Source organism: Shewanella fodinae (genome assembly GCF_014651955.1).
Taxonomy (GTDB): domain Bacteria; phylum Pseudomonadota; class Gammaproteobacteria; order Enterobacterales; family Shewanellaceae; genus Shewanella; species Shewanella fodinae.
In genome coordinates this window covers 111,911-133,293 of record NZ_BMXW01000007.1, presented here as the reverse complement: position 1 = coordinate 133,293, position 21,383 = coordinate 111,911, and the positions used below count along the sequence as shown (strand labels likewise).

The 21,383-nt window shown below is 41.8% G+C and carries 20 protein-coding genes; 14 read left to right on the top strand and 6 right to left on the bottom strand.

Features of this window, described 5'->3' with window-relative positions; translation table 11 throughout:
• Positions 1-494: 494 nt before the first annotated feature.
• The 7 genes from IE064_RS08575 to IE064_RS08545 all read left to right on the top strand — a co-directional run bounded on the left by IE064_RS08575 (position 495) and on the right by IE064_RS08545 (position 7,274).
• Positions 495-1,466, top strand: coding sequence for a glycosyltransferase family protein (locus IE064_RS08575; RefSeq protein WP_189617476.1), 972 nt, complete (start codon positions 495-497; stop codon positions 1,464-1,466).
• Positions 1,456-2,619 carry a glycosyltransferase family protein gene (locus tag IE064_RS08570; protein ID WP_189617475.1) on the top strand — a complete coding sequence of 388 codons (1,164 nt, stop codon included), beginning with the start codon at positions 1,456-1,458 and terminating at the stop codon, positions 2,617-2,619. Before IE064_RS08575 ends, IE064_RS08570 begins: the two co-directional genes overlap by 11 nt.
• A gap of 11 nt (positions 2,620-2,630) precedes the next feature.
• Complete coding sequence (gene rfbB / locus IE064_RS08565; RefSeq protein WP_189617474.1) at positions 2,631-3,695, top strand: dTDP-glucose 4,6-dehydratase; 1,065 nt, start codon at positions 2,631-2,633, stop codon at positions 3,693-3,695.
• 75 nt (positions 3,696-3,770) lie between these two features.
• Positions 3,771-4,640 (top strand): glucose-1-phosphate thymidylyltransferase RfbA, encoded by an 870-nt coding sequence (rfbA, locus tag IE064_RS08560; protein ID WP_189617473.1) that lies wholly within the window; start codon positions 3,771-3,773, stop codon positions 4,638-4,640.
• A gap of 143 nt (positions 4,641-4,783) precedes the next feature.
• A complete protein-coding gene (rfbD, locus tag IE064_RS08555) occupies positions 4,784-5,662 on the top strand; it encodes a dTDP-4-dehydrorhamnose reductase (RefSeq protein WP_189617472.1) in 879 nt (292 codons plus the stop codon).
• Positions 5,663-5,670: 8 nt separating this feature from the next.
• Positions 5,671-6,219, top strand: a complete 549-nt coding sequence (gene rfbC, locus IE064_RS08550) for a dTDP-4-dehydrorhamnose 3,5-epimerase (RefSeq protein WP_189617471.1) — start codon at positions 5,671-5,673, stop codon at positions 6,217-6,219.
• Positions 6,219-7,274, top strand: a complete 1,056-nt coding sequence (locus IE064_RS08545) for a DUF1972 domain-containing protein (RefSeq protein ID WP_189617470.1) — start codon at positions 6,219-6,221, stop codon at positions 7,272-7,274. Before rfbC ends, IE064_RS08545 begins: the two co-directional genes overlap by 1 nt.
• A gap of 797 nt (positions 7,275-8,071) precedes the next feature.
• Here IE064_RS08545 and IE064_RS08540 read toward each other — a convergent pair.
• From IE064_RS08540 to IE064_RS08515, 6 genes are all read right to left on the bottom strand, one after another.
• Positions 8,072-9,298: a sugar-transfer associated ATP-grasp domain-containing protein gene (locus tag IE064_RS08540; protein ID WP_189617469.1), complete on the bottom strand. Its 1,227-nt coding sequence runs from the start codon at positions 9,296-9,298 to the stop codon at positions 8,072-8,074.
• The gene (locus IE064_RS08535) at positions 9,255-10,184 is read right to left on the bottom strand and encodes a sulfotransferase domain-containing protein (RefSeq protein ID WP_189617468.1); all 930 of its coding nucleotides are present in this window, start codon (positions 10,182-10,184) and stop codon (positions 9,255-9,257) included. Before IE064_RS08535 ends, IE064_RS08540 begins: the two co-directional genes overlap by 44 nt.
• A complete protein-coding gene (locus tag IE064_RS08530) occupies positions 10,181-11,068 on the bottom strand; it encodes a hypothetical protein (protein WP_189617467.1) in 888 nt (295 codons plus the stop codon). The genes IE064_RS08535 and IE064_RS08530 overlap by 4 nt, the downstream gene beginning before the upstream one ends.
• Before the next feature lie 437 nt (positions 11,069-11,505).
• Positions 11,506-11,667: a hypothetical protein gene (locus tag IE064_RS08525; protein ID WP_189617466.1), complete on the bottom strand. Its 162-nt coding sequence runs from the start codon at positions 11,665-11,667 to the stop codon at positions 11,506-11,508.
• A 469-nt stretch (positions 11,668-12,136) separates the two neighbouring features.
• Entirely contained in the window at positions 12,137-12,304 is a 168-nt protein-coding gene (locus IE064_RS08520; RefSeq protein ID WP_189617465.1) for a hypothetical protein, read from the bottom strand.
• A gap of 120 nt (positions 12,305-12,424) precedes the next feature.
• A complete protein-coding gene (locus tag IE064_RS08515; RefSeq protein WP_189617464.1) occupies positions 12,425-14,293 on the bottom strand; it encodes an asparagine synthetase B family protein in 1,869 nt (622 codons plus the stop codon).
• A 201-nt stretch (positions 14,294-14,494) separates the two neighbouring features.
• Between IE064_RS08515 and IE064_RS08510 the strand changes: the two genes are divergently transcribed.
• The 7 genes from IE064_RS08510 (at position 14,495) to cysN (ending at position 21,364) form a co-directional block, all read left to right on the top strand.
• Positions 14,495-14,779, top strand: a complete 285-nt coding sequence (locus tag IE064_RS08510; RefSeq protein WP_189617463.1) for a lasso peptide biosynthesis PqqD family chaperone — start codon at positions 14,495-14,497, stop codon at positions 14,777-14,779.
• An 8-nt stretch (positions 14,780-14,787) separates the two neighbouring features.
• Complete coding sequence (locus tag IE064_RS08505) at positions 14,788-15,234, top strand: lasso peptide biosynthesis B2 protein (RefSeq protein ID WP_229799923.1); 447 nt, start codon at positions 14,788-14,790, stop codon at positions 15,232-15,234.
• Between the two features lie 70 nt (positions 15,235-15,304).
• Complete coding sequence (locus IE064_RS08500) at positions 15,305-17,014, top strand: ABC transporter ATP-binding protein (protein ID WP_189617461.1); 1,710 nt, start codon at positions 15,305-15,307, stop codon at positions 17,012-17,014.
• Positions 16,974-18,188 carry a nucleotidyltransferase domain-containing protein gene (locus tag IE064_RS08495; protein ID WP_189617460.1) on the top strand — a complete coding sequence of 405 codons (1,215 nt, stop codon included), beginning with the start codon at positions 16,974-16,976 and terminating at the stop codon, positions 18,186-18,188. Before IE064_RS08500 ends, IE064_RS08495 begins: the two co-directional genes overlap by 41 nt.
• 375 nt (positions 18,189-18,563) lie before the next feature.
• The gene (cysD, locus tag IE064_RS08490; protein ID WP_189617514.1) at positions 18,564-19,481 is read left to right on the top strand and encodes a sulfate adenylyltransferase subunit CysD; all 918 of its coding nucleotides are present in this window, start codon (positions 18,564-18,566) and stop codon (positions 19,479-19,481) included.
• Positions 19,482-19,542: 61 nt separating this feature from the next.
• Positions 19,543-19,893, top strand: coding sequence for a four helix bundle protein (locus IE064_RS08485; protein WP_189617459.1), 351 nt, complete (start codon positions 19,543-19,545; stop codon positions 19,891-19,893).
• Positions 19,894-19,954: 61 nt separating this feature from the next.
• A complete protein-coding gene (cysN, locus tag IE064_RS08480) occupies positions 19,955-21,364 on the top strand; it encodes a sulfate adenylyltransferase subunit CysN (protein ID WP_189617458.1) in 1,410 nt (469 codons plus the stop codon).
• Positions 21,365-21,383 lie beyond the last annotated feature (19 nt).

Below are 21,383 nucleotides of genomic sequence, written 5' to 3'. Positions count from 1 at the left end.
GTGAGAAAGGTAACTGGACTAACTAGCTGTTCCTTATTGCGATTCACCTAGGAATGAGGTTATTTCGATAAATAGACCTCTGCGTCAGGGATGGCGCGGCGGAACCCTATGGATGGGTTTATGCATGTCGACGTTGGGAATGGCCTCTGTGACCTGGTATTGAGAACGCTTATTTAGAGCATTTCCTGATACCAGTTATTATCTTTATGCTGATTACTATGTCTACGGTCATTATTTTGTTGTGGATTATAAATTTTCGATTCAGACGCCAGTAACAAAAATTAAAAATTTTTAGTTTTATTTTAATTGGTATCTCCTTTCTGAATTATATGTTGTTATATCTTTTAGAGAGTTAAAATATCTTAAGATATGAAAATTATTGCTTATTGGTTTAATGTCTGTTCTAATATTTATTAAATATTTTGCTAGTTCACTTTTTAAGTTAAAGTATATTAATTGGTTTGTTTTAATTTTTAACTATCATAGGTATTGTTTTGAAAGAAAAAACATTTTCAGTTTCATTTTTGACATATGGTAATAGGTTAAATTATTTATTTATTTCCTTAGAGAATGTTTTAGTTCAAGATTTTGAAAATATATATATATTTGCTAATGGGTTAGAGATTGAAGTTCTAAATTCCTTACATAAATGGTGTGAAGGTAAAAGAATTAAAATATTAGAGAGTGAACGTAATCTTGGTTCCGCAGGTGGATATAAACGTCTGATCAAATATATTGCAGATAATGATTCTTCAGATTTAGTTTTACTTTTGGATGATGATAATGCTTTAGAGCCCGATTTTGTTGATAAGGCGAGAGGCTTAACTTTTTCAGATAATGTATTATATTATTTTCACCGTCCAGATAGAGTTTTACCATATAAATCATATTACGAATCTAAGCCAAGCTTATTACTGGGGGCTGTTAATAATTTCTTAGGCCGAAGTGTTTTTGGTGGTACATATGAGGATTTGTCTTATGATGGTGATTTGTTAGCTGCTCCTTATGGCGGACTATTATTGTCTCGCTCATCTTTAGAAAGTAATATATTGCCTAACGATTCTTTTTACTTGTATGCAGATGATTATGATTACACCTTTAGGTTGGTAATGCAGAAAAATTTTAAGATATTGTATACCGAAGTTTCCTTAATCCATGATTTGGAACGTAGTTTTCATTTGGTTGAAAAAAATTCAAAAAAATATTCATTGTTTCAAAATCGATATTTTAAGGCGAATAAGTTGCAGTTATATTATTCGGTTAGAAATCAAGTTTTTTTCTCGCTAAAAAATAGCAATTCAAAATTTTTGTTTTTTGTCAATATGATTGTATTCTATCCTATATTTATTTTACAATTTCTTTTTTACTTGGACTTTAAAAGAATATTTTTGTTTAACAGCGCTATTTATTCTGGTTTTAAAATGTTTAAGTGTGAAATGGTAAAGAGGAATAATTTTGAAAATTAATCTTGTTGTAGCCCTTTATCGAGATAGTTATTTCTATGATGTTTATGGTGCAGCAGTTAGGGATTTGCAGTTTTTATTCGAATTGTCAAAGATTAAAGATGTTGAAATTACAATTCTAAACAAGCCTGTTTCGATTTATGAACGATTGATATTCAAAAAGTTTCCTAAAAAGAAAGTTAACTATGGTGACATAGAGACCGTTGACTATACATCTTATGATTTAGTCGGCCCATTAAAGAAAAGAGGTTGGTTTCATAAGGTTTATCCAGGCTTTTTAGATCTTCAATTAAAGATTTTACATAAAGATGACCGTTGTAATGTTTTTTTAGATTTTCTACCAATAGGTAGCCCAGATGAAAGGTCTTTAGATGGGTGGATTTACTGGTATGATTTCATTGATAACTTTATGAAGCACAATAGATTTACTGCAGAACAAAAGTTATTAGTTAATATGAAATATCAATTTGTTTTCAATAATGCTGATTTTGTTACTGCTGTTAGCAATGATTGTTTAGCTAATTTGTATTCAAATGTTGATTTGCCATTTTCTTATAAAGTTGTATCTAATAAGCTGTTTGATTTTGATGGCTCTTATAGGTGTAGAATTGATAGTGCCATGAGTGATGGAAATCGATTAGTTAACAACTGTGTACAGAAGTATGATTTCGGTTTTATAGGATTTGTAACAGATAAGTTTGATATTAGTTTTATTGAGCGGTTGCCAAAAGAATACTCTGTTGTTTTATATGGTGCTGTTCTAGATACCGCTATTTCAAAGCAGCTCAGTAGTTTTGATAATGTAACGTTAATGGGTGAGTTTAGCTTTTCGGAGATACCATTTTTAATTAATACATTCAAAGTTGGACTTTTACCTTATATTGTATCTAAATCTCATGATGGTTCACCTCTTAAACTTTATGAATATATCCGCTATCTTAAACCTGTTATAACATCTCAAGATTTTGAAATTAAGAGCGAAAAGTATATATTTAATTATAATTCTTGTTCATTCGTGAATGCTAATTTTTTTCTGGATGATATAATTTCTAAAGAAGGTGATTCCGAGATTCTCAGTTTGTTATCTGATGATGACTTACTTATAACGTCTATTTGTGATTGTATTTCTTCAATAACAAAATTAAATTTGAAATAGGTTTTGACAACATGAACATACTTGTTACTGGTGGGGCAGGATTTATTGGTTCTGCAGTCGTACGCCATATTATCAACAACACTCAAAACACTGTTATTAACGTTGATAAACTAACTTATGCAGGTAATTTGGAATCTTTGAGAAGCGTTGCTAACAACGTGCGATATTCCTTTGAAAAAGTTGATATATGTGACCGTTCGGAACTCGATAGAGTCTTTTTACAACATCAACCCGATGCTGTAATGCACCTTGCTGCGGAGTCACATGTAGACCGCTCTATTACCGGGCCAGCTGATTTTATACAAACAAATATTGTGGGTACTTACACATTACTCGAGGCATCTCGTCATTATTGGATGCAACTCGATGTTGAACGTAAAGCTGCGTTCCGTTTTCATCATATTTCTACCGATGAAGTATACGGAGATTTGCCTCATCCAGTTGAACGAGAAGGTGAGCTGCCTCTATTTACCGAAATTACATCATATGCACCAAGTAGTCCTTATTCTGCATCAAAAGCGTCTAGCGACCATTTAGTTCGAGCTTGGTTGCGTACCTATGGGTTACCTACTATTGTGACTAACTGCTCAAATAATTATGGTCCTTATCATTTCCCTGAGAAGTTGATACCACTGGTAATACTAAATGCGCTCGAAGGTAAGCCATTACCAATTTATGGGAAAGGCGATCAAATCCGCGACTGGCTCTATGTCGAAGACCATGCACGTGCGCTTTACAAAGTAGTGACAGAGGGCAAAATTGGTGAAACATACAATATCGGTGGGCATAATGAAAAGCAAAATCTAGAAGTAGTTCAAACAATTTGCACCATATTGGACTCTTTAGTACCTAAAGACGCACCCTATGCTGATCAAATTACCTATGTGACAGATAGACCCGGTCATGACCGTCGCTATGCTATAGATGCAACAAAAATGAACGTAGAACTTGATTGGCATCCTCTAGAGACCTTTGAAACTGGCCTACGTAAAACAGTAGAGTGGTATTTAGCGAACCAAGAGTGGTGTCAGCATGTTCAGGACGGTACTTATCAGCGCGAACGTTTAGGCATTTAATCCCTCTGACTATTTTGTATTGAGGCCCTTATTTTTATAGACATAGAGCTTATTTATGTAGGAGCTTATTTTTTAATGAAAGGAATTATTTTAGCTGGGGGGTCTGGTACGCGTTTGTATCCACTCACCCGTGGTGTGTCAAAGCAGCTGTTGCCTATTTATGATAAACCAATGATTTACTATCCGTTATCCACGCTTATGCTGGCTGGAATTAGAGATATATTGATCATCACGACCCCCGAGGACAACGATAGTTTTAAACGATTATTAGGAAATGGATCAGATTTTGGCATTAATTTAAGTTATGCCGTTCAACCATCTCCCGATGGTCTAGCTCAGGCTTTTATCATCGGTGAAGACTTTATTGGTGACTCAAATGTTTGCTTGGTACTTGGTGATAATATTTTTTACGGTCAAACTTTTTCAAAAATACTTAAAAATGCTGCGAGCCGCTCAACCGGGGCAACCGTTTTTGGCTACCAGGTTAAAGACCCCGAGCGCTTTGGCGTAGTTGAATTTGATGCTGATATGAAGGCAATTTCTATTGAAGAAAAGCCTAGTAAACCTAAATCTTCTTATGCTGTGACAGGACTATATTTTTACGATAGTAAAGTGGTTGAATTTGCTAAAAAAGTTAAGCCGTCACACCGTGGCGAGCTTGAGATAACTACTCTTAATGAGATGTATCTCAATGTAGGAGAATTAAATGTCGAGCTTCTGGGGCGTGGTTTTGCTTGGCTAGACACCGGAACACACGAGAGCCTGCATGAGGCATCCTCTTTTGTGCAAACAATTGAGCATGTTCAAGCGTTAAAGGTTGCGTGTTTAGAGGAAATAGCTTATCGCAATGGCTGGTTAACCGCAGACGAACTCAAAGAGCTTGCTAAGCCTATGCTTAAAAATGATTATGGGCGGTATTTAAATTCGTTATCCCAATGCAACTAACAGTGCTTTTACCATACCTGAGAACGACAGTATGGATATTGAAAGTAGAATAACTCACAAACAGTTATCTAACGCAATGATCCATTCTTTGGTAATATTTGTCAGTATACATGGGAATGACGGACTAAAATTCGAGAGCTATTATGAAAATCCTTATCACAGGTAGTAATGGCCAAGTAGGTAGCAGCCTAGTAAAGCTATTAAACCAGATGCCAGAGATTGATTTTTTGGCTGTAGATCGTGAACGGCTAGATATAACTGACTGTAAAGCAGTAAATAAACTGGTCAACGAATTTCAACCAAACGCTATTATCAATGCAGCGGCGTATACTGCAGTAGATAAAGCAGAGAAAGAAGTTGAGCTTTCCAACTCCATTAATCGAGATGGTCCAAAATTTCTAGCACTAGCTGCTAATCGTGTTGGTGCGACAATATTACATATTTCCACTGACTATGTATTTGCGGGTGATAAAGACGGTGAATATATTGAAACAGATGATGTAGCACCGCAGGGGGCGTATGGTCAAAGTAAGCTCGAAGGCGAACTAGCTGTTGCGGTTTCTTGCCCACGTCATATTATTATGCGAACAGCATGGGTGTTTTGCGAAACAGGCAATAATTTTGTCAAAACTATGCTTCGTTTAGCGCAAACCCGAGATGAACTCAGCGTAGTGGCAGATCAATTCGGTGGCCCAACCTATGCCGGTGACATTGCAAATGCATTGATCGCAATGGTGCAACACATAGAGCAAGGTAAGCAAGCCAAGTGGGGTGTATACCACTTCTCCGGTATGCCATACGCTAGTTGGTTTGATTTTGCCACAGCAATATTCCAGGCCGCAGAGCAGCATCAGGTGTTAACCAAACAACCTAAACTATCGGCTATTCCAACATCTGCTTATCCAACACCAGCTAAACGCCCTGCAAACTCTCGTTTAAATTGTTCTAAAATCGAAAAACAATTTGCCATTCAACCAAGCGATTGGCGTGTTGCTTTAAACAATATTCAAGCTTATAAGTAATTAATATTATGAAAGTTATTGATACAAAAATTCCCGATGTAAAAATTATTGAGCCAACGGTGTTTGGTGATGAACGTGGTTTTTTTATGGAAACCTGGAACCAGAAGCAATTTGAAGATCTAGTAACAGGTAAGCCGACTAATTTTGTGCAAGATAATCACTCAAAGTCGAAAAAAGGTATTTTGCGCGGTCTACATTATCAAACTAAAAATATTCAAGGTAAACTAGTTAGAGTAGTTAGTGGTGAGGTATTTGATGTTGCTGTAGATATTCGAAGAAACTCACCAACATTTGGTCAATGGGTTGGCGAGTATTTATCTGCTGAGAATAAACGCCAATTATGGGTCCCGGAAGGATTTGCCCATGGTTTTTATGTAACCAGTGATGACGCAGAGTTCGTTTATAAGTGTACGGATTATTATAATCCATCTGCGGAACAATCAATTCTTTGGTGTGATAAAGATATAGAAATTCATTGGCCATTATTTGATAGTCAACCATTTCTTTCAGCTAAAGATATTGCTGCATTGCATATGTGTGAACAGGATTTACTTTAATGAAGAATGTTGCTGTTATCGGTACTGTTGGTATACCTGCTTGCTATGGAGGTTTTGAGTCATTGGTTGAGAATTTAACTAGTTATTCAAGTGACAATGTAAAATATCATGTTTTTTGTTCTAGTAAATCATATTCTGAAAAGATAACTGAATATAATGGCGCCAGTTTAAGTTATATTCCTTTGAACGCAAATGGTATTCAAAGTATAGCATATGATATATTTTCACTAATCTATTGTCTTTTTAAAAGGCCCGATGTTACGCTGATTTTAGGAGTCTCTGGTTGTTTTTTTCTTCCAATATATCGTTTGCTTTCAAGCTCAAAAATAGTTACTAATATAGATGGATTGGAGTGGAAACGTCAAAAATGGGGCGGGTTAGCCAAAAAGTTTTTGAAACTATCTGAATCATTTGCCGTAAAATTTTCTGACGTGATTATAACTGATAATAAAGCTATTGGCGATTATGTTGATATAGAGTACTCAAGAAGTAATGTGGTTATTGCTTATGGTGGTGATCATGCAATTATTGACGGTATTGATGCTAAACCAACTGATAATTATTTCTTGTCTATATGCCGGATTGAACCTGAAAATAATGTTCAAATGATTTTGGAAGCATTTTCCAATAGTCATCATGAATTAAAGTTTGTTGGCAATTGGGATGCTAGTAATTTTGGGAAAGAACTAAAAAGAAAGTATTCTGTTAAATCGAACATTCAAATACTTGATCCGATATATGATATAACTCAGTTGTATAATTTAAGAAGTCAATGTAAGGGGTATATTCATGGTCACTCTGCGGGAGGGACAAATCCATCTTTAGTTGAGGCAATGCACTTTGGAAAGCCAATTTTTGCCTTCGATTGTGCATTTAATAGATATAGCACAGATGATAAGGCTTTGTTCTTTTCATCATCTGATGAGCTTTGCTATCAGTTAATATCAACAAATAGTGAAAAATTAGATATTATTTCTAAGAGTATGAAGCAGATTGCTGAAAGTCGTTATACATGGAAAGTTATCGCTGATATGTATGAATCAACTTATAAATAAGATTTTTACACCCTGAAATATATAAACAGTGTTAGTTATTATTTTATCATGAATGCTCAGGTATGTTCGCGAACATAATTTGGAATTGCTAGTTGGTTTTATGAGATGGATAAACGCCCTTTCAATTGTCGCTGTACTACACTTATGGTGCAGTCAAACGGAAGTAAAGAATATTTCTATCACGGTGGTTGGCATTGATGATTTAGTCAAGAATGCTTTTTCCCTATTTCTGCGTTCAGCCCTATCTAACGACGAAACCTGAAGCACTGTCATAACGAAGTACGGTGATATTGCCATGGACGTTAGCCTTGATTAAACTGAGACCCGTATGCGCTGAAAAGTGTACGGCTCGGAGAAGAGAGATAAAAAAATAGTCCGACTACGCACTATCTCTTACTCTACTACATCGATGAAGGATGGCTCTATCTGGCTGTAATTTTAGCCTTTACTCTCGCACGGTGGTAGGTTGGTCTATGACAAGTAGAATGACATCTGAGCTTGTTTTTGACTGATGGAAGAAGGTGTTATTCCGCCGAGGCTGTCCTATAGGCGTGCTTGTCTACAGCGTCTGAGATTGTCAATACTGCGTAAACGATTACCGAGCCTTAATGCAAAAATGTTAGCTAGCCCAAAGCATGAGCCGAAGGAAACTGTTGAGATAACCCTCATCCAGAAGCTTTTTTCAATCATTAAGAGTTGAAGCGCTGCAAGACGATCCGCTCATCGGTAATCATCCCAATAGGAAACGGCGAGATTAACTCATCGCGGATGTAGAAAAAGTTACCACTCGCTTTGGATTATTTACTGAGAAATGGGCCAGTAATGAGTTGTGGCATTGTGGTGCCCCAACCCGTGTTGCCTTCTAGTAGTGTTGGCCCTTGTGGGGTTAGTACCCAATCCCAAGCGATGGCTTTAACATCAGAGAACGGCTGATGAGCTTTCATGCTTTGTTCTATTAATTGAGACCAAAAGGGTAGTAGGCCAATTGCTTGTGCATGCTGCCATAAGGTATTTGCCCGCTGTGCCACTTGCTCATCCAGAATTTCTACCGGGTGACGGGCAAAAGCACCCGCCGAAGTTATCGGCAACACACTGTAAACTGTGCGTTGTATATCTTGAAACGGTACTTCAATGAATGCGGTGAACACCCTTAGTTTTTGCTCATACCATTGGGTAATCACACGCACGGTAATGGCTTCATCAGCCGAGGTTAATGTCTGTAATGCAGGATGATTTGTCAGCAATGGCTGGATCAGCGCATCGTCGAGTTGCAACAATTGCTGCCATGCGCGTTCCACTGCCTTGCTATCAGGTAACAATTCCCCAGCAAAGGTTTTTCCCTGCAATTGACCATCTTTTGCTGTTACAGCAAAAGCGCCAATACCCTGATTACCGCTACGCGTTTTTACAAAAAATTTCCCATCGCCAGCGAGCGTGTCGATTAACTTATTAGTGCTGCGAAATTCTACGGGATAGCCATCCACAATGGTTATTCCCAAAGGCGTGAGTTTTTCGGCTAGTCGTTGCTTATCTTGCAACAGCTGTAGCGACTTTTTAGTGAGTCCTAGTGCTTCACTTTGTAACCGATGATAAGCCCCCGCTTCTATATCATAGACATACTCTAGTGCTCGCTCAGGATAACGGTACAATTGGAAACGATAAGCAGCCGCAGGCGGAATACACCAGCGCAAGGCTAATGCTTGTACACGCCAAAATTGCTGCCATTGACTCATGTTGTGTTGCTTTTTGACATGAGGCCCATGCAACTGCACCGTACGATAACTCGCGCGCCAACTGCTGAATGCGAGCCAACGTAACCATAAATATAACTGCCACAGACCCCACAACAGCCGCGAACGAGTCCCACAACTATGCCACCAATAAGCTCGGTGTTGCATTAACGGCGATGCTAATTGCGGCAGTAAATAACGCCAACTTAGCAAGCCATGGGGGTGGCGGCGCATAGACAGTCGCTTGAGTCTATTGATTAACGCATGCAACACCATCACCTCGGCGTTCAACATCAACTGAAAGCTCGCACCATGGGCGTGGTGTGACCAAAGGTTGACCATTCACATCTAAATACCCCAAGCGCCGCATCATTTCACCATGGTCTTGGATAATCCGCGCCACTTGTTCCCCTGTGAGTTTATCTCGCCAATCACCACTTTTACCTTGTCGAAAGAACTGCTGCGTTTGTGGAGGGCGCTCTTTAAAGCCGTGTTGCTTTTCTTGTTGTGATAACACCTTAAAATCACTAAAGGCGATTGCCTTTTTTATGCGCGCTTGATCAAGCGGTAACTCCAAGAATTGGCAAGCTGCCGTAAAGGTAGCTAACGGATGATTGAGCATATCCTCATAGCGGATAACTAAGCGGTTAAGCTGCGGCGCATCTAACCAGCTACGCACATGCTCAGACCACGTCAACAGTTGTTGCCGTACTTGACTGGTTAAACGGCGTTTATTTTGTGCCATGCAATGTTTAGTGTTGCCCATATATTCAATGGCTTGATCTAAAGAACACTGGCAGTGATTAGCGTAGGAAGGGGCTACATCTAACGGATTGCGTACGATGTACAACGCGCCTTTAGTACCAACAACACCGACAATAGGCGTACCGTCGTCAGCCGTAGTGTAAGCATCATGAATTTTATGGTAACCAAGCTCAGTAGCGTCATGTTGCCAGTCATACACACTGGGGCGCAGCGCATCGATTTCATCTTGAGTCAAATCTGCCGTATCAAAGCCTAAAGTTTCATCTAACCAGCCGCGCGCGCTGGCAATACTGCCGGTGCTGAGTTCATCAATCACCACGGGCTTATCGCCATCTTCCAGCAAGTTTTGCAGAAAGGCGCGAAACCAAGTGTTGCCAGATTTTGGGTAGGACGCTAACCAATAGAGACTACTCATGGGTTAACCTCAATATCCTTGAGGATGGCATCCACCATCGCATTGGCGGTAAATCCTAATTTAGGTCGGGTTAGCCGTGACAAGCGGATTTTACTGGCTAACTTGCCACACAGCGCCAAATGTTGCGATTTTAGCTGCATCCCATGGAGGAACTTAGCGCGATAAGTATTGTTTTGCAGTGGCATAAATTTCGCCATACCGTTGATAGCTTCAAAGGTGATTTCATCGATATGGTCGCTACCTAGAATATAAATCCAACGGATCGGTAATGCTTGCTGCACTACACCATTAACCGGCAGGTTAAACTTATTCATCTCGGGGCGAATACGGCGTAAGTCATCAGTGACAATCTCAAATTGCTCCGCGGCATCCTGCCATAATTTAATCCGCGGAAATCCCGGCAGTGCCAAACCCGCATCATTTACCGGTACCACATCATCCGCCAGCACATCAAACCCACGCTGCATAAACGCCGCGGCTAAGGTTGATTTACCTGCGCCGGACGGTCCTACACAAATTAAACATTCATCACCAATGCGCACTGCATTGCCGTGGATCACCAACAAGCCACGTTGGAACAGCAAGGCTCCGAACGCGGAACCTAACAAAAACACTCTTATACTATCGTCATCAATGCCATCAGCAGGGTCAATAATAATCTCGTTACCATTGCGCACTAAAAAACGCGCAACGTTCGGTACCTGCAACCACAGTGTATTGGGCGCTGCCCATAAAAATGGTCCCAATTGTTCTCCGTCTGCTAGCCCGTTTTCTGCAACATTGTCAAAGCGAATTGTGACGTCAGTCTGTGTGCCATTAACTTGTACAAGTTCTGGTAAGGGCAACTCACTGGCAATGGTTAGTTGGTAAGCGGAGTAATACATGAAGTCCGAGTATCCTGAGCTATGGTTAAAAAATTGTGATTATGATAATAAATATCAGCGAGGAGCATAACATATTGAGTTTAATAAACATTAGCGACAACCGCGTAAATTTAGGCTTAGCCCTAACAATGCCTGTGTGCTTTTACCGCCAACACCGTCTCAATGCCGTGTATTCAAATGATGAATTGCTGCAACAGCGATTGTGGCAGCAACTCCTCGCTCAATATCTATTACCGCATTTTTCCCATCGAAGCACTCATGTCAAAGGGCATGGAGGTTTGAAAGCGGCAGTAAGCGATACTCATGCAGCATGTCACCACTTTTTTTGCCGCAAATGCCACGGCTATTATCCAAATAAAACAACACAGCTGCGGCTAATTAGCTGCTGTAAAAAACGCCTTAATGCCCTCGAACATCTAAGCGCAATTTGCTGTTATTTAACTTGGACCGTAGGAAAAGACGGCACCTTCACCTGGTGCGGAGGATGCTTTTCCATTTACATTTTTTTGTGATATGACGATTAATTCTGGTGTTGCGTATTTTAATTTGATGCTTTTTTTAGCATCGATCAAGGGAGTGTCTTCGGGTAATAACTTCATAATTTATCCTTTGAAAATTGACTTAAGCTTTTAAAACAGACAGATAGTGATGATTACAGCAGTTTCGTTTTTTTAACATTCTGGTTCGTATAGCACAAGAAATGATACCGCGATGACCATTGAGTCAGTCAGCCCAATGCTTACTGGTTGCTAGCAACCGACATTCTATCCAAACTCACCGTCTGGCTCGTTGATGAATGGTCGCCACGCCACTTTATGCCTGCAGGACCGCCTTAACCCAACTGTTACGGCATTTAGCTCAGCTTCACGAGCAAGCACAACCGGTGCAGGTGGTACGACGTTATCTTGCGCAGTGGAGGGCATGGCTTATCGGCGGGCTAGGCTAAAGCAACAGGTGGTATATGCGCCGCAAATGCAACGGCTATTATTTCCATAAAACAACACAGCCGCGGCTAATTGGCTGCGGCTGCTGGGGGCGGGACTTTTCAATCTAGCCGCATCTCTGAACTTAGGAACCTGTTCCAGAATTAATCGACATCTCCACTGGCGAGTAGGCTTTTCCTTGTGTATCGCCCAAAGTGAGGTTATTTAACTTTGGAGGACAATATGGACGCTTAGTCTCTGTGTCTTTTCCTGAATTTTTAACCATTTCAGTCTTTGCTACAGATGATTTCATATCGTCTCCTATCAATTCAATCAGTTTTTATGTTAAACAACCAACCCTATGAATAGCGCTGGATGTCATTACATTGATATTAGTTAAACTTTATGACTTTATCTTGTATATAAATAGATTTCAACCTTGTTGCCATTTTGTTAGCCATATTAACGCTTGGCTGTTTTTCTCAATCGATACTCTATCTAATACAGTGACGTTACCGTTTGAAGCATTTTGAGTACACCAGTGTTGCCATTGTGCAAACTTAAACGGATCCAACAAATCTTGTATGTTGGGGGGTAAATCCATCAATACTGGTGGCTTAGCAATCGCTGCTTGTTGTCGTTTTACGTGCTGAGCACCATAGCCCATGTCTTTACTAGGCTTCCAAGCCACTTTATTGGGTACTGTGCCAGTAATTGCGCGGCGGTGCAGATAACGCCCAATACCTTTGGGACCGATTTTTTCAATGGTTGGGGTGGACAGATATTGCTGCACTAAACGCACATCCCAGAGTGGCCAACGGTAGTCGATGCCAAATGAATTTGCCATGAGAGTACAGTTATCTAGGCGAGTGGTCACATGCAGTTCGTGCAAGTGATGTTGCAGAATAAAATCATTGACTCGTCTAAAAGGTGCATCATAACGGGCGCTTTCCATATAATCGTGCTGAATATTGTATGCCTCGATCACCTCCTTTTTTAATAGGCAGTAGGGCCAGCGCTGACGCCAAGCGGTTAAAAAAGTGGGGCGATAGGCGGGGTTTTGCGGTTTCAATATTGCTTTAACAAGGCGTAATGGCCGAGTTATTGCGTTGCCAGACAGAATGTTGAATAACGCGCCATATTGGTGATTATCGAGGAACTCATAACGCGCCAAATTTGCCGGGTTGGTGACCACTTCATCACCGCCAAAACCTGAGAACAACACTTTGATATTGCGCTGCTGACATTGCTGATAAAACGGTAGATGAAAACTGGCGTTACCATGTTCCTCAGGATACCCCAATACTTTTAAGGTACGTTCCATCCGCTCAGTTTGGTTACCAAGCTGAGCACTCACTAAGTAATTATGGGCAATACCGCAGGCTTGGCTGGTTTCAAGAATATATTCCGGCTCTTGCTCACACATCGCAAAGCCAAAACTGTGTAGTTGTTCTACTGGGTTATCCAAGAATTTTGCTAGGTAGGCGGTGAGTGTTGCCGAGTCGATGCCACCGCTGTTTTCGGTGCCCAAAGAGTAAGGGCTATGCATGCGGCAACGGATGCTTTCTTCCAGCACTGCCCGATAGTCATTGACCCAGCGTTCATCCCGTTGATTAGCTATTGGTGCATCATCACGCCAAAAATGCCAGCGACGTAGCTGTGGCTCGGCATTGTGCGCCAATAACAGGCAGTGGGCGGGTGGTAATTTGCGCATTTCGTTGTACGCAGTCTTGATAGGATCTTTGGATAAGCCCAGCCAAAGATAGCGCGCCATCCACTCAGTACTTTTGCTCAGGACAATGCTATCCATAGCTTTAAGTGCCGCAGCTGATGAAGCAAAAAACAGTTTGTCTTGCTGCCAGCTGTAATACAGTGGTTTAACCCCTAACGGGTCGCGTACTAAAAATAGTTTTTGTCGTGGTTTATCAATAATCGCGATGGCAAAATCACCCAAAAGTTGTTCGGGTAGCTGTTGTAAGAAATGTGACCATGCCTCAAGCACTAACTGCGCATCGGTGAGTTGCTCATCTTTATGATTTAAACCTAGTGTGGCGGCTAATTGTTCGCGGTTGTCGAGTCGCCCCCAAAATGCCACGACCACGCCTTTTTGTTCACAATAAAGTGGCAGGTGCGGATCACGGTCAAAATAGCCGTGGTGGTGGCGTTGTTCATAGAGCCAGAAGTTCGGCTCAGTATAAAAGCCATCATTATCGGGTTGATGGTACGGTGCAAGGGACTGCTTTATCACATCAGTATTAACTGCGGGAAGTTGAGAATGAGTAGAATAGACTCCAGCAAACATAAAAAATCTGACAATAAAGATGGATGCACCATATTATAATCACTTATCGATAATGTATATCTCTAGGTCACCATCACTTTATCGGTGCTTGGATGAATGTTAGCCAAAGTTTCAAATGGCTAGATTATTATTGTTAGAATATAACTTATTTATTAAGTATTATCGGATTTATCAATAGCTTATTTAGTACAAGGAATGAACATGTCTGAGCTGACACTTGATTGCAAACTGCGCCGTAAGCCTGATCAGATTTTTACTGATATGGATGGTGATACAGTAATGATGGTACCTGAAACTGGTAATTATTTCGGTATTAGCGGAACGGGGAGCCGTATTTGGGAGCTTCTTGAAGCGCCACAATCTATTACTGACATTGTTGAGCAGATTTGTAACGAATATGAAGTTACCGAACAGCAGTGTCAGCAAGACACCTTAAGTTTTTGTCAATCTTTAGTAGACAATCAACTGGTAGATATTCAGTCTTGACCTCCGCGTTGATTAAATTCTTACGCCAACCGCTGTTTATTCAATGTTGGGCACTTCCCACTTGGCTGCTGTTAGGGCTAAGCAAGCTGGCTATTTTTCGCTTATCGTTTCGCAAGCTTGCGCCACGATTAGGTGTTATGCAGCATAATGGTTATTGGATACCGCTGATATCTGAAAAGCAGCGACTAAGGGCAAAGCTTATAAGTAAACTCGTTCAAGGAATTGCGCCCTATACGCCTTGGGAATCCAACTGTTTTCCGCAAGCCATTACCGCACGTTTATTGTTGGACTTATATGGCATTCCAGGTACGTTATATTTTGGCTTATGCAGAGACGCGGGGCAGATTAAAGCCCATGCTTGGGTATGCGCTGGACCGGTAAGAGTGACTGGTGGTTACAGTTTTAATCAGTTTACCGTAGTAGGTGCTTACCTATTTACATTGAAAATGAGCTGAGATGATGCCCTCTTACGCTACAATTAAGCCGCTAATTGCACTTGTGACATTTAAACGAGTGTTACTCATATTGCTACTCATGATTCTGGCGGGCTTAACCGAAGGTTCGGGCATTTTATTACTGGTGCCATTGTTGCAATCATTACAATCTGCTGCGGTGACACACAATGTGTCAGGGCAGATGCTACAGCGCATGGCGGAGTTAGGTGTTCCCACATCAACTTCATTCCTGATGGGCATTGTATTATTGCTGATTATATTAAGAGCAACTTTACAGTACGCCCGTGAGCGCCTCAGCGCCATTATGCAACATCAGCTAGTCGACAAAATGCGACTGCATAGTTTCGCGCTGTTGTTACATGCTGAATGGCGTTGGTTAACTCAGCAAAATCAATCTGATCAGGCTAACAGCTTGCTAGTCGACATTAACCGCATCGGCGTAGGGTTTAATTTTCTACTGGGTTTGCTGGCATCGTTGATGACGTTACTGGCGTACTTGATTGCAGCGGTGAGTTTATCTTGGCAAGTGACGCTGCTGGCATTTATCAGTGGTGGCCTCATTTTGTTAGTGCTAAGTGGTCAGCGAAAACAAGCACTGTCGTTGGGGCAACAGTTAGGTCTGGCTAACCGTAGCATGCAAGCAACAGTACAGCAGAGTTTAGCGGGTATAAAACTCGCCAAAATTTTAGGTCAGGAATCGAGTTTTATTGAACGTTTTAACCACACAATTTCAACATTACGTGAGCAACAACTGGCTTTCCAAAAGGACACTAGTTTATCAAAAGTATTGTTTCAAATTTTTGGAGCGACGCTGCTTATCGGCTATCTGCTAGCTGGGTTGAATCTGTGGCATATTGAGGTCGCGCAACTGTTGACTTTAGTGATTGTGTTTGGGCGCATGATTCCGTTGTTTATGTCAGCGCAACAGCAGTTACACCATTGTTTACATGCATTGCCGGCACTTGAAGATGCTCAGCGACTGCAAGATGCTTATCGTGTTAATGCCGAACCTACCAAACTCGACAGCCATCAACCTATTGTCATCGGCCAGCAGATTCAACTTAAGAATGTGTCGTTTCAATATCCGGGTAAAAATTCACCTTCACTAGCACAAGTGTCATTGACGTTGAAAGTGCATACCACTACGGCGGTGATAGGCCACTCTGGCGCGGGGAAGAGTACGCTAGCCGATCTGTTGATGGGGTTATTAGCCGCTGATAGTGGTGAGATTTTATTGGATGATATCTTGCTGACTGGGCCTTTACGCCGACAATGGCGGCAATCGGTTGCCTATGTACCGCAAGAGGTATTTTTGTTTAATGACAGCATTCGTAATAACTTACTATGGGGCAATCCCAAAGCGTCGGAAGCGGACTTATTAAAAGCATTGACATTGGCTGCCGCGGAGTTTGTGTTTCAACTCCCCGAACAACTTGACACGGTGGTAGGTGATAGCGGTATCAGGTTATCTGGTGGAGAACGCCAGCGTATTGTGTTGGCTCGTGCCCTGCTAAAACGGCCTTCATTACTTATTTTAGATGAGGCAACCAGTGCACTTGATATGGACAATGAACAGCGTATTCGCCAAGCGATTGAAAATTTGCACGGTAATATGACGGTGCTGGTTATTGGTCATCGATTACCGACACTGGAACATGCCGATCAGGTCATTAAACTTGAACAGGGAAGTGTTGTTGCGCAAGGTACGTGGCAACAACTGAAACAACAACACGGTGGTGATGATGCATCTAAAAAGGCTATTACTCGACTTAATTTCTGAGCGCCAAACCATTACCCAGCAGCAGCTTGATCTATTAACTGATGCTGATTGGACAAGAGTATGTGATATGTCCGTATCGCATCGGATTGCGCCTTTACTTTACTGGCAACTGAAACAAAAAACGTTAGTGGTTCCTGTTTCAGTAAGCGAGCGTTTGCAAAAAGTCTATAAAAAGTCAGCTATAAGAACGGTTAAGATGCAAGCAGAACTGCTCAAGTTACACCAACTGTTGTCATCGCAGCAGAGCCGTTATATTGCCCTGAAAGGGAGTTATCTCGCCAGCGTGGTATACCCTCATGCCGCACTTAGACCCATGCGTGATATTGATCTGCTGATCCCCAAGACCCAACTGGCTGGCGTTTATGAACAACTGATTAAGCATGGATATCGCCACCCGCCAAAATACAAAGGAAGCCCAGATAATTGGCTAAAATTCAGTAAGCATATTCCACCATTGCTTTCTCCAACCGGAGTTGTAGTAGAACTGCATGATAAGGTTTTTCACCCAAAAAATTGTCCGAGTGAAGACTTAGTGGCCGATGATAATTTTTGGCATCGTTGTATTGTCGCGAATGTTGCAGGCCAACAAATCCCATTTATGTCACCTACCGATTTATTGCTGCATCTGATTATGCATGCTAGTTATGACCATCGATTTAATAATGGTCCGCTGGTTCTGACCGATATTGCCTATTTGATCGAACATTGCACCATTGACTGGTCGTTATTTTGGCAAAAGGTGCAAGTTGGTAATGGTAAAGATGGCTGTTCTTTAGTGTTGCATATGGTGAAGTATTATTTCCCAGAGATACAGATGGAGTCGCTTGATGATATAGGTAGTAAGGGCCAAAACTTAGCAATGGATGCTGCGCGATTTGCGCTATTAATGCTACAGGATTATGAGTCCCGCGCGGTTCATGCCACATTAAGCAAAATTAAAGCGAGGGGAATAGTCGGTAAAGCCAAGTGGTTTTTTTCAAAACTTTTTCCTTCGCGACAAAAAATGGCACTATTGTTCTCGGTAAACGCCGAATCATGGTGGGTTTACTGTTATTACCCTTTAAGGTGGTGGCAGCTTTGTAAAACGATGTTCACTGTATTAAGTGCTCGAACAAACAAATCCCAAAATCGGCAAGCGGAAGAACTTGCGGCCTTGGATGTCTGGCTCAAGTGATGTGCCACTCCTCTCTATGTGTAACCTAGATATCGTTAAAATGTGTGGTTTAACAATTGTTATCGGCTGTGTTCAGATGATATGGGCGACATTGATTTTATGATAGAGATCTCTGTGGTTAAGAAGAACTTAGATGTCTATGGTCTCTTGGGGAGCGGCTGTTGTGGCTCAATAGCCACATCATTATTTAGATGTGAGATATTATCTGTTGATATTCATTATTTGAATAACAAATTCAAAAAATGAAGATTTAGCTTATATAGGCTTCTGTTAGACTCTCGCTAAACTAATGCATTTGTTCGCCAATATGTTGGTTCGTGGTATTGCTATTAAATATCTTTACACCAGCTTTGTAGCAAGAGGTTAAGTGGCGTGATAACAAGCACAAATCCACAGCGCATGACGCATCTGCAGGCGCTAGAGGCTGAATCAATACACATCATGCGTGAAGTGGCGGCGGAGTTTGATAACCCAGTTATGCTTTACTCTATTGGTAAAGACTCTTCTGTGTTGCTGCATCTGGCCCGTAAAGCGTTTTATCCGGGTAAAATCCCATTTCCGTTATTGCACGTTGATACCACCTGGAAGTTTCGCGAAATGATCCGTTTTCGTGATGAGATGGCGCGCAAGTATGGGTTTAAACTGCTGGTTCATACCAATCCAGAAGGGCTTAGACTCAATATCAATCCTTTCGATCATGGCAGTGCTAAGCATACCGATATTATGAAAACCCAGGCGCTGAAGCAGGCTCTGGACAAATATGGTTTTGATGCCGCGTTTGGCGGCGCTCGCCGCGATGAGGAAAAGTCCCGTGCCAAAGAGCGTGTTTACTCTTTCCGTGACAGCAAACACCGTTGGGACCCCAAAAACCAGCGACCTGAGTTGTGGCACATCTACAACAGTAAAGTGAATAAAGGCGAAAGCATTCGGGTATTTCCTTTATCCAACTGGACCGAGCTGGATATTTGGCAATATATCTATTTAGAAAAGATAGAAATTCCCGACCTGTATTTGGCGGCACCACGTCCGGTGGTGGCGCGTGATGGTGCGTTAATCATGGTGGATGATGAGCGTATGCCATTACAAGACGGTGAAGTACCACAAATGCGTGCTGTCCGCTTCAGGACTTTGGGTTGTTATCCACTGACGGGGGCTGTTGAATCAACGGCAACCACGTTACCTGAGATTATTCAGGAAATGTTGCTGAGTACCACTTCTGAGCGCCAGGGCCGCGTCATCGATCACGATAGCAGCGGCTCCATGGAAAAGAAGAAAATAGAAGGTTATTTCTAAGGGCCGCGAGACACGAGAGACGAGTTTTTAGCGACATTAAAACACATCACACGGAGGTGGTATGCAATATGAACAGTTAGTTGTATGGCAGCGAAGCTATAAGTTAGTTGTGGCTGTGTATAGAGAATTGATTGCGCTTAGGGACTTTTCTTTTAAGGACCAAATCTCTCGTTCAGCTTTGTCAGTTCCTAGCAACATTGCTGAAGGTTTTGAGCGATTTTCTAATAAAGAAAAAGCACGGTTTGTGTCAATTGCAAAGGGCTCATGTGGTGAGTTTAAAACTCAAGCGATGATTGCTAAGGATGTTGGTTACATATCAGCGGAAGTCTCTAGTCACTGGCAATCAGAGGCAGAACAAATATCCCGGATGTTGGGGGCACTAATGAAAACGTTGCAGGTTAGTGCTGAGTAATAGGTTTAGGACAAGGGGCTCGAATCGCGCAACTCGTTACTCGAGGCCAGTGGAGATGTGTATGTCTACCAGTTCAAATTTGCTTGCGACTGATATTGAAGGCTACCTAAAAGTTCATGAAAACAAAGATATGCTGCGTTTTCTTACTTGTGGCAGTGTTGATGACGGTAAGTCCACGCTTATTGGGCGGTTACTATATGACAGTAAAATGATCTTTGAAGATCAACTGGCTGCCATTGAAAAAGATTCCAAGCGTTTTAATACCACAGATGAAGCCTTTGATTTAGCTCTATTAGTGGACGGTTTGCAGTCAGAACGGGAGCAGGGGATCACCATTGATGTGGCCTATCGTTATTTTGCGACCGAACAACGTAAATTCATTATTGCTGATACACCTGGACATGAACAGTACACCCGCAATATGGCCACCGGCGCTTCCACCTGTGATTTGGCCATTATCCTGATCGATGCGCGTCACGGTGTACAGGTGCAGACCAGACGCCACAGCTATATCTGCTCCCAACTGGGGATTAAGCACATCATAGTAGCCGTCAATAAGATGGATATTGTTGGCTATGAGCAGACGGTTTATCAAAAAATCAAACAGGATTATCGCGATTTTGCCGAGCAGTTGAAATTCACAGATATCCGCTTTGTGCCTATTTCGGCGCTGAAAGGTGACAATGTGGTGAATGCCAGCGACAACATGAGCTGGTATCCCGGTTCACCGCTGTTAAAGCTATTGAATACTGTGACGATTGACCGGCGTGTGGCCGATGCGTTCCGCTTTCAGGTGCAGTATGTAAACCGACCCAATCTGGATTTTCGAGGATTCAGTGGTACGGTGGCATCTGGTGATATTCGTGTTGGTGATACTGTGCAAGTGCTGCCGTCAGGTAAGCAGAGTCAGGTCAAGGCGATTGTGACGTTTGACGGCAATTTACCACAAGCAACCGCGGGGATGGCGGTAACGCTGACGCTGACCGATGAGATTGATATCGGCCGCGGCGATATGCTGGTACGACCGCATGAGTCTTGCACTGTGGGTTACAGCTTTGATGCTGATGTGGTGTGGATGACACCGGAGCCACTCTGTGCTGATCGTGAATACCTTATCAAGGTCGGGAGTAAGCTGACATCGGGTTATGTACAAGCGATAAATTTTAAGGTGGATGTTAATACACTGCAGCAGCGTGATGCTAGAGAGTTATCGCTGAACGAAATAGGTGAGTGCCGCTGGGAACTCAACGAAAAAATAGCATTTGATCAATATGATACCAATAGAAATACCGGCGCTTTTATCATTATTGACCGGCTCACCAATGCCACTGTAGGCGCCGGGATGATCCGCCGCTTACCACTTGCCGGAAATACTCAGCATCAAAGCTACAGTGAATTTGAACTTGAGCTTAATGCACTGATCCGCAAACAGTATCCGCACTGGAATGTGCGGGATATCAGTCAGGACTAACAGCGATATGCTGACTATT

Bases quoted from the DNA above. Each gene is read 5' to 3' on its own strand.
- IE064_RS08495 (WP_189617460.1), top strand. From the start codon at position 16,974: ATGATGCATCTAAAAAGGCTATTACTCGACTTAATTTCTGAGCGCCAA.
- cysN (WP_189617458.1), top strand. From the start codon at position 19,955: ATGTCTACCAGTTCAAATTTGCTTGCGACTGATATTGAAGGCTACCTA.
- IE064_RS08535 (WP_189617468.1), bottom strand. From the start codon at position 10,184: ATGAGTAGTCTCTATTGGTTAGCGTCCTACCCAAAATCTGGCAACACT.
- rfbC (WP_189617471.1), top strand. From the start codon at position 5,671: ATGAAAGTTATTGATACAAAAATTCCCGATGTAAAAATTATTGAGCCA.
- rfbB (WP_189617474.1), top strand. From the start codon at position 2,631: ATGAACATACTTGTTACTGGTGGGGCAGGATTTATTGGTTCTGCAGTC.
- IE064_RS08485 (WP_189617459.1), top strand. From the start codon at position 19,543: ATGCAATATGAACAGTTAGTTGTATGGCAGCGAAGCTATAAGTTAGTT.
- IE064_RS08545 (WP_189617470.1), top strand. From the start codon at position 6,219: ATGAAGAATGTTGCTGTTATCGGTACTGTTGGTATACCTGCTTGCTAT.
- IE064_RS08515 (WP_189617464.1), bottom strand. From the start codon at position 14,293: ATGTTTGCTGGAGTCTATTCTACTCATTCTCAACTTCCCGCAGTTAAT.
- IE064_RS08525 (WP_189617466.1), bottom strand. From the start codon at position 11,667: ATGAAGTTATTACCCGAAGACACTCCCTTGATCGATGCTAAAAAAAGC.
- IE064_RS08530 (WP_189617467.1), bottom strand. From the start codon at position 11,068: ATGTATTACTCCGCTTACCAACTAACCATTGCCAGTGAGTTGCCCTTA.
- IE064_RS08510 (WP_189617463.1), top strand. From the start codon at position 14,495: ATGTCTGAGCTGACACTTGATTGCAAACTGCGCCGTAAGCCTGATCAG.
- IE064_RS08540 (WP_189617469.1), bottom strand. From the start codon at position 9,298: ATGTTGAACGCCGAGGTGATGGTGTTGCATGCGTTAATCAATAGACTC.
- rfbA (WP_189617473.1), top strand. From the start codon at position 3,771: ATGAAAGGAATTATTTTAGCTGGGGGGTCTGGTACGCGTTTGTATCCA.
- IE064_RS08520 (WP_189617465.1), bottom strand. From the start codon at position 12,304: ATGAAATCATCTGTAGCAAAGACTGAAATGGTTAAAAATTCAGGAAAA.
- rfbD (WP_189617472.1), top strand. From the start codon at position 4,784: ATGAAAATCCTTATCACAGGTAGTAATGGCCAAGTAGGTAGCAGCCTA.